The sequence below is a fragment of the Klebsiella sp. PCX genome, assembly GCF_021869705.1.
Taxonomy (GTDB): Bacteria; Pseudomonadota; Gammaproteobacteria; order Enterobacterales; family Enterobacteriaceae; genus Klebsiella; species Klebsiella quasipneumoniae.
On record NZ_CP091527.1, the window covers coordinates 1,768,041 to 1,785,480 of the forward strand.

Annotated in this window: 11 protein-coding genes; 6 read left to right on the forward strand and 5 right to left on the reverse strand. The window is 59.0% G+C overall.

Translation table 11 applies throughout. From position 1 onward, the window contains the following. Positions 1–58: 58 nt before the first annotated feature. From infA to trxB, 5 genes are all read right to left on the reverse strand, one after another. Entirely contained in the window at positions 59–277 is a 219-nt protein-coding gene (infA, locus tag GQR96_RS08270) for a translation initiation factor IF-1 (protein WP_001040187.1), read from the reverse strand. Positions 278–627: 350 nt separating this feature from the next. Next, positions 628–1,332 carry a leucyl/phenylalanyl-tRNA--protein transferase gene (aat, locus tag GQR96_RS08275; RefSeq protein WP_017899435.1) on the reverse strand — a complete coding sequence of 235 codons (705 nt, stop codon included), beginning with the start codon at positions 1,330–1,332 and terminating at the stop codon, positions 628–630. 39 nt (positions 1,333–1,371) lie between these two features. Further along, the gene (gene cydC, locus GQR96_RS08280) at positions 1,372–3,093 is read right to left on the reverse strand and encodes a heme ABC transporter ATP-binding protein/permease CydC (protein ID WP_017899436.1); all 1,722 of its coding nucleotides are present in this window, start codon (positions 3,091–3,093) and stop codon (positions 1,372–1,374) included. Next, a complete protein-coding gene (cydD, locus tag GQR96_RS08285; RefSeq protein ID WP_065878985.1) occupies positions 3,094–4,860 on the reverse strand; it encodes a heme ABC transporter permease/ATP-binding protein CydD in 1,767 nt (588 codons plus the stop codon). Positions 4,861–4,974: 114 nt separating this feature from the next. Continuing rightward, the gene (trxB, locus tag GQR96_RS08290) at positions 4,975–5,943 is read right to left on the reverse strand and encodes a thioredoxin-disulfide reductase (RefSeq protein ID WP_004201366.1); all 969 of its coding nucleotides are present in this window, start codon (positions 5,941–5,943) and stop codon (positions 4,975–4,977) included. A 532-nt stretch (positions 5,944–6,475) separates the two neighbouring features. Between trxB and lrp the strand changes: the two genes are divergently transcribed. The 6 genes from lrp to dmsA all read left to right on the forward strand — a co-directional run bounded on the left by lrp (position 6,476) and on the right by dmsA (position 17,439). After that, positions 6,476–6,970 (forward strand): leucine-responsive transcriptional regulator Lrp, encoded by a 495-nt coding sequence (gene lrp / locus GQR96_RS08295; protein ID WP_000228469.1) that lies wholly within the window; start codon positions 6,476–6,478, stop codon positions 6,968–6,970. A 135-nt stretch (positions 6,971–7,105) separates the two neighbouring features. Next, positions 7,106–11,332 (forward strand): DNA translocase FtsK 4TM domain-containing protein, encoded by a 4,227-nt coding sequence (locus GQR96_RS08300; protein WP_236948504.1) that lies wholly within the window; start codon positions 7,106–7,108, stop codon positions 11,330–11,332. Positions 11,333–11,454: 122 nt separating this feature from the next. Then, the gene (lolA, locus tag GQR96_RS08305) at positions 11,455–12,066 is read left to right on the forward strand and encodes an outer membrane lipoprotein periplasmic chaperone LolA (protein WP_004201368.1); all 612 of its coding nucleotides are present in this window, start codon (positions 11,455–11,457) and stop codon (positions 12,064–12,066) included. An 8-nt stretch (positions 12,067–12,074) separates the two neighbouring features. Then, complete coding sequence (gene rarA, locus GQR96_RS08310) at positions 12,075–13,418, forward strand: replication-associated recombination protein RarA (RefSeq protein WP_004201370.1); 1,344 nt, start codon at positions 12,075–12,077, stop codon at positions 13,416–13,418. A 91-nt stretch (positions 13,419–13,509) separates the two neighbouring features. Then, positions 13,510–14,802 (forward strand): serine--tRNA ligase, encoded by a 1,293-nt coding sequence (gene serS, locus GQR96_RS08315; protein WP_004201371.1) that lies wholly within the window; start codon positions 13,510–13,512, stop codon positions 14,800–14,802. Between the two features lie 198 nt (positions 14,803–15,000). Then, entirely contained in the window at positions 15,001–17,439 is a 2,439-nt protein-coding gene (gene dmsA / locus GQR96_RS08320; protein WP_064178113.1) for a dimethylsulfoxide reductase subunit A, read from the forward strand. The last annotated feature ends 1 nt before the right edge of the window (position 17,440 follow it).

The following is a 17,440-nucleotide window of genomic DNA, read 5'->3' on the forward strand; positions in this document are numbered from 1 at the left end:
TGAAAAGACCGGGAATTATCCCGGCCTTCAGCATCTGACGCCTTAAGGGCGAAAACAATCAGCGACTACGGAAGACAATGCGGCCTTTGCTCAGGTCGTACGGGGTCAGCTCAACAGTCACTTTGTCGCCCGTCAGAATGCGGATGTAGTTTTTACGCATTTTACCGGAGATATGCGCGGTTACCACGTGACCGTTTTCCAGTTCTACGCGGAACATAGTGTTAGGCAACGTTTCAAGTACGGTGCCCTGCATTTCAATATTGTCTTCTTTGGCCATCTAGTCCTCTGGGGTATCACTACCGTAGTTTTGAACCGGCAAGATAATGCCGAAGTTCATCATGTAAGTAAAGTTTTACGTGTCTACCCTGAATCATTCACCTTGCCGCAAGGCGCGCAGTCAGCACGCCGGCAATGGAAATATGACGGGTATGAATCGCCGAAGTAGTTTTGGCGCATTGCCCGGGACACACACGGCCATGCCGCGTGACAGGCGCAAACGTAAAGGGGAGTGACAGAACGATGGGCGTTATCTGACTCTTATTATTCCCAAACGGCGGCGGGGCAACAGGCAGAAGCTACTCTACCGCGCAATTATACCATCCTGACGCAAAATGTGCTGAAAACATTTTATTGTCCGCCCGGAAATAGCACCCGCGGTACCCAAAATCGCTCGGGCAGACGGTAGCCGCGTAATACTGACAGATAGTCCAGATAATCGCGGCGGGGAATATCCACCGCGCCTAATGATGCGGTATGGTTGTTCAGCACCTGACAGTCAATTAATTTACCGCCGCTCTGCGCAAAGTCTTGGCAAAATACCAGCAGCGCGGTTTTGGAGGCATTTTCCGCCCGGCTGAACATCGACTCGCCGCAAAACAGCGCCCCCTGTGCCACGCCGTACATTCCCCCCACCAGAGTATTCTCCTGCCAGACTTCAATGGAGTGGGCATGCCCCAGCTCATGCAGCTGGTGGTAGGCGCGAACGATGCTGCTGGTTATCCAGGTGCCTTCGTCACGATCGCTGGCGCAGCCCTCAATCACCTCGCCAAAGGCGTGGTTGAGCGTGACGCGGTAGGGCGAACGCTGATGAAAGCGCTTCATGCTGCGGCTGAGATGGAACTGTTCCGGCCAGAGCACCGCGCGGGGATCGGGCGACCACCAGAGGATCGGGTCGCCGGGGGAAAACCAGGGAAAAATACCACGCTGATAGGCCATCAGCAGGCGCGCGGGGCTCAGATCGCCGCCGAGCGCCAGCAGGCCGTTAGGTTCACGCAGGGCGCCTTCCGGAGAAGGGAAGGCGATAGAATGCCGGGAGAGCTGAACCAGACGCATTTTAACCTCAATACGCATCAGCAAAAATTAGATAATAGCCTACAGACGCTGTTTAAACTGGAAGTACCGGCCCTGTTTAGCGAGCAGCTCCGCGTGACTACCTTGCTCAATTATCTGGCCGTTGTCCATGACTATTATCTGATTAAAACGCGCCAGGCCTCGCAGGCGGTGGGTGACCATCAGCACGGTTTTCTCGCGTAAGACTTCCGCCAGCAGATGCAGGATCTGGCTTTCGGTGGCCGCATCCAGACCTTCTGTCGGTTCGTCCAGCAGCATCAGCGGCGCATCGTGGAGCAGCGCGCGGGCAATGGCCAGCCGGCGCAGTTCGCCGCCGGAAAGCTGGCGTCCGCCTTCGCCCAGCCAGCCGTTGAGTCCGCCATCTTCCAGCAGTTTTTCCAGGCCTACCTTCTCAAGGGTGGCGCAGAGCAGAGTGTCATCAGCCTCAGGCGCCGCCAGCAGCAGGTTGTCGCGCAGGGTGGCGCTGAACAGGTGCACGCGCTGCGGTACCACGCTCATTGACTGCCGCAGGGTGGCTTCGCTGAGCCCGGACAGCGGCTGATCGTTGAGCAATATTTCACCCTGTGTCGGATCCCATGCGCGGGTGAGTAACTGCAACAGCGTCGACTTTCCGCAGCCGGTTCGGCCAAGAATAGCAATATGTTCCCCGGCGGCAATCTGCAGGGAGATGTTCTCCAGAGCGGGGGAGGGCTGCTGCGGGTAGCGGAAGGTGACCTGCCTGAAATCTAAGGCCACCTGCGCAGGCTTGCAGGCCTCGCCCTCGACGAAGGAGACTTCCGGCTGCTGGTCAGTGATCTGCGAGATCCGCAGCGCGGAGGCGATCACCTGACCTAAATGCTGGAAAGCGCCGGTGACGGGCGCCAGGGCTTCGAAAGCCGCCAGGGCGCAGAAGACGAACAGGGCGATCAGCGCCCCGGGCTGACTGTTGCCGCCGACGCCATCTGAGGCCAGCCAGAGCATGGCCACCACGGCGATACCGCCGATCAACAGCATCAGCGCCTGCGAAAGCGCGGTCAGCTCGGCCTGGCGACGCTGCGCCTCCTGCCAACTGAGCTCGGTCTTTTCCATTTGCGCGCGATAGCGGTCGCTGGCGTTAAACACCATCAGCTCCGCCTGGCCCTGCAGCCAGGCGGTAAGCTGTTGCCGATACTGGCCGCGCAGCTGGGTCATACTCTCTCCGGCCGGTTTACCGGCGCGATAGAACAGCGGCGGCATAACCAGCAGGGTCACCAGCATGATACCGCCGAGCGTTAGCGCGAGGGTGACATCGAGCAGGCTTAATCCGCAGGTCACCACCACAATCACCACCAGCGCGCCGACCAGCGGCGAAATGACCCGCAGGTAGAGATGATCCAGGGTGTCGACGTCGGCTACCACGCGGTTGAGCAGTTCACCCTGGCGAAAGCGCGCCAGCCCCGCCGGAGAGAGGGGGAGTAGTTTGCTGAAGGTGAAGACGCGCAGGTGCTGTAGCACGCGGAAGGTGGCGTCGTGGCTGACCAGACGCTCGAAGTAGCGTCCGGCGGTCCGGATAATCGCTGCGCCGCGGACGCCCGCGGCGGGCAGCATATAGTTAAAACTGTAGATCCCGGCGACGCCCACCACCGCAGAGGCGGAGAGAAACCAGCCGGAGAGCGTCAGCAGGCCGATACTGGCCAGCAGGGTCACAATAGCCAGTACGATGCCGAGCAGCAGCATCCATTTGTGGCGTTTGTACAGTGCCAGATAGGGTAAGAGCGCGCGCATTTAAATCTCCTCCTGACGATGGGCCAGCAGCGCCGAGAAGACCCCGCCGGCGCGGGCCAGCGTGGCGTAGTCGCCTTGTTCGATAATCTGTCCGTCCTGCATCACCCAGACGGCATCCCAGTCCGCCAGTCCCTCAAGCTGATGGGTAACCAGCAGCGTGGTTTGCTGGGTGGAGGCGTGGGTCAATGCCTGCATGACCCGTTGTTCGCTGTGGGCGTCGAGGCTGGCGGCGGGTTCATCCAGCAGCAGCAGGCGGCACGGCACCAACAGCGCGCGGGCGACCGCGATACGCTGCGCCTGGCCGACCGACAGACGGCCCGCCTGATCGCCCACGGCGGTATGGATCCCATCCGGCAGCAGGGCGATAAACTCGCTCACCCAGGCCTTGTCCAGCGCCAGTCGAAGCTGGGCATCGCTGGCTTCCGGCCACGCCAGCAGCACATTTTCCCGCAGCGTGGCGGCAGGAAGCTGGGGATTCTGCCCCACCCAGCTTAACAGGCGACGCCAGCGATCGGCGTCCAGCTCGCGCAGCTCCACGCCATTGACCTTCAGCGAACCCTCATAGGGCAAAAAGCCGAGCAGGGTGTTCAGCAGTGAACTTTTCCCGGAGCCGCTCTGACCCACCAGCACCACCCGCGCGCCTGCAGGCAGTGAAAAGTTAAGCGGCCCGGCCAGGACTTTCCCTTCGGGAGATTTAATCAGCAGGTCGTGCGCTTCCACGCCAATCAGATCGTTGTCATTTAAGGTTTTTTCGCCGCGCTCCAGCTGGGTCAATGGGGTTTCCATAAACGTTTTCAGGCTGTCTGCGGCGCCCACGGCCTGGGCTTTGGCATGGTAGAAGGTGCCCAGGTCACGTAATGGCTGGAAAAACTCCGGGGCGAGGATCAGCGTCAGGAAGCCCGCCATCAGCGTGACGCCCGCGCCATAGTGGCCGAAGTTAAGCTCGCCAAGGTATGAGAAGCCGAAATAAACCGCTACCAGCGCAATGGAGAGCGAGGTGAAAAATTCCAGTACCCCGGAGGAGAGGAACGCCAGGCGCAGGACTTCCATGGTGCGTTGGCGAAAATCCTGCGAGGCGTCGCGAATATTATCCGTTTCGGCCTGGCCGCGGTGAAAAATACGCAAGGTTTCCATGCCGCGCAGGCGGTCGAGGAAGTGGCCGCTGAGGCGGGCCAGCGCCTGGAAATTACGCCGGTTGGCATCGGCGGCGCCCATCCCGACCAGCGCCATGAAAAGCGGGATCAGCGGGGCGGTGCCGAGGAGGATCAACGCGGCGGCCCAGTTAATCGGGAAAATAGTGATAACGATCAGCAGCGGTACGCAGGCCGCCAGCGTCATCTGGGGCAGGTAGCGGGCATAATAATCGTGCATATCATCGATCTGCTCAAGGATAAGCGTTGCCCAACTGCCGGCCGGTTTGCGCTGGATCCACGCCGGGCCCGCCTGCTGGAGGCGGTCGAGCACCTGGCGGCGAATTTCATAGCGAATATGCTGCCCGGCCTGAAAGCCGACCCGTTCACGCAGCCAGACCACCCAGGCGCGCAGCACAAAGGTCAGCACCAGCAGGGTTAGCGGCAGCAGCAGGGCGGTCGCAGGAATATTCTCCATCACCATCCGATGCAGGATCCGCGCCAGGAACCAGGCCTGCGCCACGATCAGCAGACCGCTCGCCACGCCAAGGAGGCGGGAAATCATCAACCAGCGACGGGAGATAATGCTTTGCTGTTTTAACCAGCGGGTTAACTCTTGTTGACGGGTTTTATTCATTGCGCGCTTTGCAGGTGTCGTTATCGGAATATTGGGCACGGCAATGTTACATCGCGGCAAAAATAAAGGCGACTTTTCGTCGCCTTCTTTACCTTTGTTACTGACTTGTAAAGATTATTTGCAGGCGTCAGCCAGACCGTCGAGGTAACGTTCAGCGTCCAGCGCTGCCATGCAGCCGGTGCCGGCGGAGGTGATAGCCTGACGATAAATATGGTCCATGACATCGCCGGCGGCGAACACGCCCGGGATGCTGGTCTGGGTCGCATTGCCATGGATACCGGACTGCACTTTGATGTAGCCGTTCTCCAGCTCCAGCTGACCTTCAAAGATGGCGGTGTTCGGGCTGTGGCCGATGGCGACAAACAGACCGGCTACTTCCAGGGACTCGACGTTGTCGCTGTTTTTGGTATCGCGCAGACGCAGGCCGCTGACGCCCATCTGGTCGCCGGTCACCTCTTCGAGGGTGCGATCGGTATGCAGCACGATGTTGCCGCTTTCCACTTTGTCCATCAGGCGTTTGATGAGGATTTTTTCCGCACGGAAGGAATCGCGACGGTGGATAAGGTGTACCTCAGAGGCGATGTTTGACAGATACAGAGCCTCTTCAACCGCGGTGTTGCCGCCGCCGATCACCGCCACTTTCTGGTTGCGATAGAAGAATCCGTCACAGGTGGCGCAGGCGGAAACGCCGCGGCCCTTGAAGGCTTCTTCGGAAGGCAGGCCCAGGTAACGGGCGGAAGCGCCGGTGGCGATAATCAACGCGTCACAGGTGTATTCGCCGCTGTCGCCGGTCAGACGGAACGGCCGGTTTTGCAGATCGACGCGGCTGATATGGTCGAAAATAATCTCGGTTTCAAATTTCGTGGCATGCTCGTGCATGCGCTCCATCAGCAGCGGACCGGTCAAATCGTTCGGATCGCCTGGCCAGTTTTCCACTTCCGTCGTGGTGGTCAGCTGACCGCCTTTTTCCATCCCGGTGATCAGCACCGGCTGCAGGTTGGCGCGTGCGGCATAGACCGCCGCGGTGTATCCCGCAGGTCCAGAACCAAGGATAAGCAGTTTACTGTGTTTGGCTGTGCCCATGAGATCCCCATAATAATTGGCATACATTGGGCTGGGATTGTAGGGAATTTGTTGTCGTAAAAAAAGAGCGCAGCGATTTTGTTAACGATGTGTGCAATAGAAGCGGCCGATGAATTGGCGATTTTCCCGGCAAGGAATATAACTATTTCTACTGTTGGCGGGACAATTATAAGACGAAAAAATGAGAATCAACCAGGGTAGATGATGAATATCTGGCATCTTGTACTAAAAATCGATGTTTTGCTTTGACAATCCCCTGTGCTTTTGCGAAAACATTCAAGGAAGAAGAAAAGCAGTATTTGGCGTGCGGCGAATTTTCATGCACGCAAATGCCATTTTTATCCGGGTTAACGAAATCTACGCATGGTGTGGACAGACGCCATGCGTGATGTCGGTGACTGCCGTCAGGCAACGGGCTTCTCACGTACCCCTGGGTTACCCAATGTCGTACGGGTAATAACAGGATGGGCTCTGGCAGTGAAGGCACAGAGCCGGAACAGGAGTAGGGAAGGAATACAGAGAGACAATAATAATGGTAGATAGCAAGAAGCGCCCTGGCAAAGATCTCGACCGCATTGATCGTAACATCCTGAATGAATTGCAAAAAGATGGGCGAATTTCTAACGTCGAGCTTTCTAAACGGGTGGGACTTTCTCCGACGCCTTGCCTTGAGCGTGTGCGTCGTCTTGAAAGACAGGGTTTTATTCAGGGCTATACGGCGCTGCTCAACCCGCATTATCTGGATGCATCACTTCTGGTATTTGTTGAGATTACTCTGAATCGTGGCGCACCGGATGTGTTTGAGCAATTTAACGCCGCAGTGCAAAAACTTGAAGAAATTCAAGAGTGTCATCTGGTTTCCGGTGATTTCGACTATCTGTTGAAAACCCGCGTACCGGATATGTCAGCGTATCGTAAATTACTGGGCGAGACCTTGCTGCGCCTGCCGGGCGTTAACGACACCCGTACCTATGTGGTAATGGAAGAAGTCAAGCAAAGTAATCGTCTGGTTATTAAGACGCGCTAACACGGAACAGGTGCAAACTCGACGTAGTTTGATTACACTCCTGTTAATCCATACAGCAACAGTGCCGGGGAGACCCGGCGCTGTTGTCCGTTTTAGCAGCAGGCAGGAAACAGCCTGATACCTGGAGAGCCTTTCTTGAGCCAGGAATACACCGAAGACAAAGAAGTCAAACTTACCAAACTCAGCAGCGGGCGCCGACTCCTCGAGGCGATGCTCATCCTTTGCTCCCTCTTCGCCATCTGGCTGATGGCGGCATTACTGAGCTTTAACCCCTCGGACCCAAGCTGGTCGCAAACGGCATGGCATGAGCCTATCCATAATTTAGGCGGCGCCCCCGGCGCGTGGCTTGCCGATACCCTCTTTTTCATTTTTGGCGTCATGGCCTACACCATCCCGGTGATCATCATCGGCGGATGCTGGTTTGCTTGGCGGCATCAGGAAAATGACGAATATATTGATTATTTCGCCGTTTCGCTGCGCCTCATCGGTGCGTTAGCCCTGATCCTGACCTCCTGCGGTCTGGCGGCGATTAACGCCGATGATATCTGGTACTTCGCCTCTGGCGGGGTGATTGGCAGCCTGCTGAGCACCACCCTGCAACCGCTGCTGCACAGCAGCGGCGGCACCATTGCGCTGTTGTGCATCTGGGCGGCCGGCCTGACGCTGTTTACCGGCTGGTCGTGGGTCAGCATTGCGGAAAAACTGGGCGGCGGCATCCTGTCCGTGCTCACCTTTGCCAGCAATCGTACCCGTCGGGATGATACCTGGGTCGATGAAGGCGAATACGAAGACGACGATGAAGAGTACGACGACGAAGAGGCGGCAACCCCCCTGGAGTCGCGTCGCGCCCGTATCTTGCGCAGCGCACTGGCGCGGCGTAAACGTCTCGCTGAGAAGTTTACCAACCCCATGGGGCGTAAAACCGACGCGGCGCTTTTCTCCGGCAAACGGATGGATGACGGGGAAGAGGCAGTGCAGTACAGCGCCAGCGGTGCGCCTGTTGCCGCCGACGATGTACTGTTTTCCGGCGCCAGCGCCGCGCGTCCCGCCGAGAATGATGTGTTGTTCTCCGGCGCCAGCGCCGCGCGCCCGGGCGATTTCGACCCTTACGATCCGTTGCTGAACGGCCAGAGTATCGCTGAGCCGGTGGGCGCAGCGGCGGCGGCCACTGCCGCGCCGCAGCCGTGGGCCGAATCACCGGCTGGTCATCAGGGCGCTGCGCCGGTTTATCAGCCGGAAGCTGGTTACCCGCCGCAGCCCTACCAGCCAGAGCCGGCACCGTATCAGCAGCCTGCTTATGCTCCTCATGCCGGTCAGCCGGCACCGCAGGCGTATCAGCCTGAGCCAGTGCAGTATCAGCAGCCGGTTTACGATCCGTATGCCGGCCAGCCTGCGCCGCAGGGGTATCAACCCGAGCCTGCGCCGTATCAGCAGCCGGTTTACGATCCGTATGCCGGTCAGCCGGCTCCGCAGGGGTATCAACCCGAGCCTGCGCCGTATCAGCAGCCGACTTACGATCCGCATGCCGGTCAGCCTGCGCCGCAGGCGTATCAGCCTGAGCCTGCGCCGTATCAGCAGCCGGTTTACGATCCGCATGCCGTCCAGCCTGCGCCGCAGGGGTATCAGCCAGAGCCGGCGCCGTATCAGCAGTCGGTTTACGATCCACATGTTGCTCAGCCTGCGCCGCAGGGGTATCAGCCAGAGCCGGCGCCGTATCAGCAGCCGGTTTACGATCCGCATGCTGTCCAGCCTGCGCCGCAGGGGTATCAACCCGAGCCTGCGCCGTATCAGCAGCCGGCTTACGATCCGCATGCCGGTCAGCCTGCGCCGCAGGCGTATCAGCCTGAGCCCGCGCCGGTACCTGCCGCGCAGCCAGAGCCTGAGGTCGTGCAGGAAGAAGTGAAACGTCCGCCGCTCTATTATTTCGAGGAAGTGGAAGAGAAGCGGGCGCGCGAACGCGAGCTGCTGGCTTCCTGGTATCAGCCTATTCCGGAGCCGGAAAGTCCGATCGCCACCAAACCGCTGACGCCGCCCGCCTCGCCGTCCAAACCGCCCGTGGAGTCAACCGTAGTTTCTGCGGTGGCGGCAGGAGTGCATCAGGCAACGGCTGCCAGCGGCGGCGCAGCCGCTGCGAAGACGGCGACCGCCGCGTCCGCAGCGACAGCGCCATTGTTCAGCCCGGCCTCCAGCGGACCGCGGGTCCAGGTGAAAGAGGGCATTGGTCCAAAACTACCGCGGCCAAATCGCGTTCGCGTCCCGACGCGTCGGGAACTGGCCTCCTACGGCATCAAGCTACCGTCGCAGCGGGAAGCTGAACAGCGCGCGCGGCAGGCCGAGCGCGACCCCCATTATGATGATGAGCTGCTCTCGGATGAGGAAGCGGATGCTATGGAGCAGGATGAGCTGGCTCGCCAGTTCGCCGCCACTCAACAGCAGCGCTATGGCCATCGCTGGGAAGACGAGAACGCGACTGATGACGATGACGCCGATGCCGCGGCGGAAGCGGAGCTGGCGCGCCAGTTTGCCGCCACCCAGCAGCAGCGCTACGCCTCCGAGCAGCCGCCGGGCGCTAATCCGTTCTCGCCGGCGGATTATGAATTCTCGCCGATGAAAACGCTGGTCAATGAGGGTCCGAGCGAGCCGCTGTTTACGCCGACACCGGAAGTACAGCCGCAGCAGCCAGCCCAGCACTATCAACAACCGGCCGCCGCTCCGCAGCAGGGTTATCAACCTGCGCAGCACCAGCCGGTACACCCTCAGCCAGTGCCGCAACAGCCGGTTGCCCCGCAGGGGCACCAGCCTGCCGCGCCTGCGCCGCAGGAGAGCCTGATCCACCCGCTGCTGATGCGCAATGGCGATAGTCGACCGCTGCAAAAGCCGACAACGCCGCTGCCGTCGCTGGATCTGCTCACGCCGCCGCCCAGTGAAGTCGAGCCGGTGGATACCTTTGCTCTTGAGCAGATGGCACGACTGGTGGAAGCGCGACTCGCCGACTTCCGCATTAAAGCGGATGTGGTGAACTACTCGCCGGGGCCGGTGATCACCCGTTTCGAACTGAATCTGGCGCCTGGCGTCAAAGCGGCGCGAATCTCTAACCTGTCACGGGATCTGGCGCGTTCGCTGTCCACGGTCGCCGTGCGCGTGGTGGAAGTGATCCCGGGTAAACCGTATGTCGGGCTTGAGCTGCCGAATAAAAAGCGCCAGACCGTCTACCTGCGTGAAGTGCTCGACAACAGCAAGTTCCGTGATAACCCGTCGCCGCTGACCGTGGTGCTGGGTAAAGACATCGCCGGCGATCCGGTGGTGGCCGATCTGGCGAAAATGCCGCACCTGCTGGTGGCCGGTACCACCGGTTCCGGTAAGTCAGTCGGCGTCAACGCCATGATCCTCAGCATGCTCTACAAAGCGCAGCCGGAAGATGTGCGTTTCATTATGATCGACCCGAAAATGCTCGAGCTGTCGGTCTACGAAGGTATTCCGCATCTGCTGACGGAAGTGGTCACCGACATGAAAGACGCCGCCAATGCGCTGCGCTGGAGCGTCAACGAGATGGAGCGTCGCTACAAGCTAATGTCGGCGCTGGGCGTACGTAATCTGGCGGGCTATAACGAGAAGATTGCTGAAGCGGCACGCATGGGCCGTCCGATCCCGGATCCATACTGGAAGCCAGGCGACAGTATGGACGCCGTGCACCCGGTACTGGAAAAGCTGCCGTACATAGTGGTGCTGGTGGACGAATTCGCCGACCTGATGATGACCGTCGGTAAGAAGGTGGAAGAGCTGATCGCTCGCCTGGCGCAGAAAGCGCGTGCGGCGGGGATCCACCTGGTGCTGGCGACGCAGCGTCCGTCGGTGGATGTCATTACCGGTCTGATTAAGGCCAACATTCCGACGCGTATCGCCTTTACCGTGTCGAGTAAAATTGACTCGCGTACCATTCTCGATCAGGGCGGTGCGGAATCGCTGCTGGGGATGGGGGATATGCTCTACTCCGGGCCGAACTCCACCACGCCGGTGCGCGTCCATGGGGCGTTTGTTCGCGACCAGGAAGTCCACGCTGTGGTTCAGGACTGGAAAGCCCGCGGTCGTCCGCAGTATGTTGACGGCATTACCTCCGACAGCGAAAGCGAAGGCGGCGGCGGCGGTTTCGACGGCGGTGAAGAGCTGGATCCGCTGTTCGATCAGGCGGTCAGCTTTGTGACCGAGAAGCGTAAAGCGTCGATTTCCGGGGTGCAGCGCCAGTTCCGCATTGGCTATAACCGTGCCGCGCGTATCATCGAACAGATGGAAGCGCAGGGCATTGTCAGCGAGCAGGGCCATAACGGTAACCGCGAAGTGCTGGCGCCGCCGCCCTTTGAATGAGTGCAAAGTTGGGTAAATAAGCGCAAAATCAGCCAATTCTTCTGTCCCGCCGCCGTCGGCGGTCCTACATTAGGGGCAGAAGAGGCTCCCGCGTCGGGAGTGACGCACATTAAGGAAGAACAATGAAAAAACTCGCAATCACCTGTGCATTACTGTCTGGTATGGTCGTCAGCCAGGTCTGGGCAGATGCGGCCAGTGACTTAAAAAGCCGTCTTGATAAAGTGAGCAGCTTCCATGCCAGCTTCACGCAAAAAGTCACCGACGGCAGCGGCAACGCCGTGCAGGACGGACAGGGCGACCTGTGGGTAAAACGCCCGAATCTGTTTAACTGGCATATGACCCAGCCGGATGAGAGCGTCCTCGTTTCGGATGGTAAAACCCTGTGGTTCTATAACCCGTTCGTCGAGCAGGCCACGGCGACCTGGCTGAAAGACGCCACCAGCAACACGCCGTTTATGCTGATTGCCCGCAACCAGTCCAGCGACTGGCAGCAGTACAATATCAAACAAAACGGCGATGATTTTGTGCTGACGCCGAAAAGCGGCAGCGGCAACCTGAAGCAGTTCACGATCAACGTCGGTCGGGACGGCACCATCCATCAGTTCAGCGCCGTCGAGCAGGACGATCAGCGCAGCAGCTATCAGCTGAAATCGCAGCAGAACGGCGCCGTCGACGCATCTAAGTTCACCTTTACGCCGCCGAAAGGGGTGACGGTGGACGATCAACGTAAGTAGAGGCGAAAGTGAGCAATCTGTCGCTCGATTTTTCCGACAACGCGTTTCAACCTCTGGCCGCTCGCATGCGGCCAGAAAATTTAGCGCAGTATATTGGCCAGCAGCACCTGCTGGCGCCGGGCAAACCCCTGCCGCGGGCGATCGAAGCCGGGCACCTGCATTCGATGATCCTCTGGGGGCCGCCGGGTACCGGCAAGACTACCCTGGCGGAAGTTATCGCCCGTTATGCCAGCGCCGATGTCGAAAGGATCTCGGCGGTGACCTCCGGGGTGAAAGAGATCCGCGAGGCCATTGAGCGCGCGCGGCAGAATCGCAACGCCGGCCGACGAACGATTCTGTTTGTTGACGAAGTGCATCGCTTCAATAAAAGCCAGCAGGATGCCTTTCTGCCGCATATTGAAGATGGCACTATCACTTTTATTGGCGCGACCACCGAAAACCCTTCCTTTGAGCTTAACTCAGCGCTGCTCTCCCGCGCCCGCGTCTATTTACTGAAATCGCTCACTACCGACGATATCGAGCGGGTGCTTGACCAGGCGATGAACGATAAAACCCGCGGCTACGGTGGCCAGGATATCGTTTTGCCGGATGAGACCCGCAGGGCCATCGCCGAACTGGTGAACGGCGACGCGCGGCGGGCGCTGAATACCCTGGAAATGATGGCCGATATGGCCGAGAGCGATGATGCGGGCAAGCGGGTGCTGAAGGCGGAACTGCTGACCGAGATCGCCGGCGAGCGCAGCGCGCGCTTTGATAATAAAGGCGACCGTTTCTACGATTTGATTTCCGCCCTGCATAAGTCGGTGCGCGGTAGCGCGCCGGACGCGGCGCTTTACTGGTACGCGCGGATCATCACCGCCGGGGGCGATCCGCTGTATGTTGCCCGCCGTTGTCTGGCGATTGCCTCGGAAGACGTCGGCAACGCCGATCCGCGGGCGATGCAGGTGGCCATATCGGCGTGGGACTGCTTCACCCGCGTCGGGCCGGCGGAAGGCGAACGGGCGATTGCCCAGGCTATTGTCTATCTGGCCTGCGCGCCGAAGAGCAATGCGGTCTACACCGCCTTTAAAGCGGCGCTGGCCGATGCGCGAGACCGTCCGGACTATGACGTTCCGGTGCATCTGCGCAATGCGCCGACGAAGCTGATGAAAGAGATGGGCTACGGGCAGGAGTATCGCTACGCTCATGACGAACCTAACGCCTACGCCGCCGGCGAGCAGTACTTCCCGCAGGAAATGGCGCAAACGCGCTATTATCACCCGACAAACCGGGGGCTTGAGGGCAAAATTGGCGAAAAGCTCGCCTGGCTCGCTGAACAGGATCAAAATAGCCCGATAAAACGCTACCGCTAATTGAGGCGTTGCGGTAAGGTTATTACACTATTTCCGTGGCCGTAGCCTGCGGCCACTTTTCTTTTTTTAATTCGATAAGCACAGGATAAGCATGCTCGATCCCAATCTGCTGCGTACCGAGCCAGACGCAGTCGCAGAAAAACTGGCACGCCGGGGCTTTAAGCTGGATGTAGATAAACTTCGCGCGCTTGAAGAGCGTCGTAAAGTTCTGCAGGTGCAAACGGAAAACCTGCAGGCGGAGCGCAACTCCCGATCGAAATCCATTGGCCAGGCGAAAGCGCGCGGGGAAGACATCGAGCCATTACGCCTGGAAGTGAACAAACTCGGCGAACAGCTGGATGCCGCAAAATCCGAGCTGGAAGCGCTGCTGGCGGAAATCCGCGATATCGCGCTGGCGATCCCGAATATTCCTCACGATGACGTGCCGGTTGGCCGTGACGAAAACGACAACGTTGAAGTCAGCCGCTGGGGCACGCCGCGCCAGTTCGATTTTGACGTGCGCGATCACGTGACGCTGGGTGAAATGCACGGCGGGCTGGATTTTGCCGCCGCCGTTAAGCTCACCGGTTCGCGCTTCGTGGTGATGAAAGGCCAGCTGGCCCGTCTGCACCGCGCCCTGGCGCAGTTCATGCTGGATCTGCACACTGAACAGCATGGCTATAGCGAAAACTATGTCCCGTACCTGGTAAACCAGGACACCCTGTATGGCACCGGCCAGCTGCCGAAATTCGCCGGCGACCTGTTCCATACTCGCCCGCTGGAAGAAGAGGCTGACAGCAGCAACTACGCGCTGATCCCGACGGCGGAAGTGCCGCTGACCAACCTGGTGCGTGATGAAATTATCGATGAAGACGATCTGCCGATCAAAATGACCGCCCATACGCCGTGCTTCCGTTCCGAAGCGGGTTCTTATGGTCGCGACACCCGCGGTCTGATCCGTATGCACCAGTTCGATAAAGTTGAGATGGTGCAGATTGTCCGTCCGGAAGACTCCATGGCGGCGCTGGAAGAGATGACCGGCCACGCCGAGAAAGTGCTGCAGCTGCTGGGCCTGCCGTACCGTAAGGTCGCGCTGTGCACCGGCGATATGGGCTTCAGCGCCTGCAAAACCTATGACCTCGAAGTGTGGGTCCCGGCGCAGAACACCTACCGTGAGATCTCTTCCTGCTCTAACGTCTGGGATTTCCAGGCGCGTCGTATGCAGGCTCGCTGCCGCAGCAAGTCCGACAAGAAGACCCGTCTCGTTCATACCCTGAATGGTTCTGGCCTGGCGGTTGGTCGTACGCTGGTGGCGCTGATGGAAAACTATCAGCAGGCCGATGGCCGTATCGAGATCCCGGAAATCCTGCGCCCGTATATGCGCGGCCTCGAATATATCGGTTAATTTTTACCTTCTCCCTTAAAAGCGCCTGCGGGCGCTTTTTTTACACCCTTATTGATACCGGGCAATAATCCCTTCCGCGAATGCAGTGATACTCCCTTTGGATTAAATCAGCATAAAAAACCAATAATATTTCAAAGCATTATATATATGACTATATAGCGCTTATCAGTTTATTGTGAGCAACCAAAGCGAGTATCCATGAAAATTAAAGCCCCCGATGCTTTACTGGCTGCTGAGGTAAGCCGCCGTGGTCTGATGAAAACCACGGCAATAGGCGGCCTGGCGCTGGCCAGCAACGCACTAACATTACCCTTTACCCGTATGGCCCATGCCGCCGACACGCCAGCCCCGGCCAGTGAGAAGGTGGTCTGGAGCGCATGCACCGTCAACTGCGGTAGCCGCTGCCCGCTGCGCATGCACGTGGTGGATGGCGCGATTAAATACGTTGAAACCGATAATACCGGTGACGATAACTATGACGGCCTGCATCAGGTGCGCGCCTGCCTGCGCGGACGTTCTATGCGCCGCCGGGTTTATAACCCCGATCGGCTGAAATATCCCATGAAGCGCGTAGGTAAACGCGGTGAGGGTAAATTCGAGAAAATCAGCTGGGAAGAGGCTTTCGATATCATCGCCAGCACGACGCAGCGGCTGATTAAAGATTACGGCAACGAGTCCATCTATCTGAACTACGGCACCGGCACGCTGGGTGGCACGCTGACCCGCTCCTGGCCGCCGGGGAAAACCCTGATTGCCCGTCTGATGAACTGCTGCGGCGGGTATCTCAATCATTACGGCGACTATTCATCCGCGCAGATTGCTGCCGGGTTGAATTACACCTACGGCGGCTGGGCAGATGGCAACAGCCCGTCGGATATTGAAAACAGCCAGCTGGTAGTGCTGTTCGGCAACAACCCCGGGGAAACGCGGATGAGCGGCGGCGGGGTGACCTACTATCTTGAGCAGGCGCGCCAGAAATCCAATGCCAGGATGATCATTATCGATCCGCGCTATACCGACACCGGCGCCGGACGCGAAGATGAATGGATCCCGATTCGCCCCGGCACCGATGCGGCGCTGGTATCGGGTCTGGCGTGGGTGATGATCACCGAGAATCTGGTCGATCAGCCGTTCCTCGATAAATACTGCGTGGGATACGACGAGAAAACGCTGCCCGCCGGTGCGCCAGCCAATGGTCATTACAAAGCTTACATTCTTGGCGAGGGCACTGACGGTATCGCCAAAACGCCGGAGTGGGCCTCGACCATTACCGGTATTCCGCGCGAACGCATTGTTAAACTGGCGCGGGAAATTGCCACCGCTAAACCGGCCTATATCAGCCAGGGCTGGGGGCCTCAGCGTCATGCCAACGGCGAAATCGCCACCCGGGCTATCGCGATGCTCGCCATTCTGACCGGTAACGTCGGGATCAACGGCGGCAATAGCGGTGCGCGCGAGGGCTCCTACAGCCTGCCGTTTGAACGTATGCCGACGCTGGAGAATCCGGTTCAGACCAGCATCTCGATGTTTATGTGGACCGATGCGATTGAGCGCGGCCCTGAAATGACCGCCCTGCGCGATGGGGTGCGTGGCAAAGATAAGCTCGATGTGCCGATCAAAATGATCTGGAATTATGCGGGCAACTGCCTGATCAACCAGCACTCTGAGATCAACCGCACCCACGAAATCCTGCAGGACGATAAGAAGTGCGAGATGATTGTGGTCATCGACTGTCATATGACCTCGTCAGCGAAATACGCCGATATTCTGCTGCCGGACTGCACCGCCTCTGAGCAGATGGATTTCGCGCTGGATGCCTCCTGCGGCAACATGTCCTACGTCATCTTTGCCGACCAGGCCATTAAGCCGCGTTTCGAATGTAAAACCATCTATGAGATGACCAGCGAGCTGGCGAAGCGCCTTGGCGTCGAGGAGAAATTTACCGAAGGCCGTACCCAGGAAGGCTGGATGCGCTATCTGTATGAGCAGTCGCGCAAAGCGATTCCCGACCTGCCGGATTTCGACACCTTCCGTCAGCAGGGCATCTATAAGCAGCGCGATCCGCAAGGTCATCATGTGGCCTACAAAGCCTTCCGTGAGGATCCGCAGGCTAATCCGCTGACCACGCCTTCGGGCAAGATCGAAATTTACTCGCAGGATCTGGCGAAAATCGCCGCCACCTGGGAGCTGCCGGAAGGGGATGTTATCGATCCGCTGCCGATATACACCCCGGGCTTCGAAAACTACAACGATCCGCTGACGGCAAAATACCCGCTACAACTGACCGGTTTTCACTATAAATCACGCGTTCACTCAACCTACGGCAACGTTGATGTACTGAAGGCCGCCTGTCGGCAGGAGATGTGGATTAACCCGATCGATGCCCGCCAGCGCGGCATTGCCAACGGCGATCGCATTCGCATCTTCAACGACCGTGGGGAAGTGCATATCGAAGCGAAGGTGACCCCACGCATGATGCCCGGCGTGGTCGCGCTGGGGGAAGGGGCCTGGTATAACCCGGACGCCTCGCGTGTGGATCAGGCGGGCAGCATCAACGTGCTGACCACCCAGCGCCCCTCGCCACTGGCGAAGGGAAACCCGTCGCATACCAACCTCGTCCAGGTTGAGAAGCTGTAAG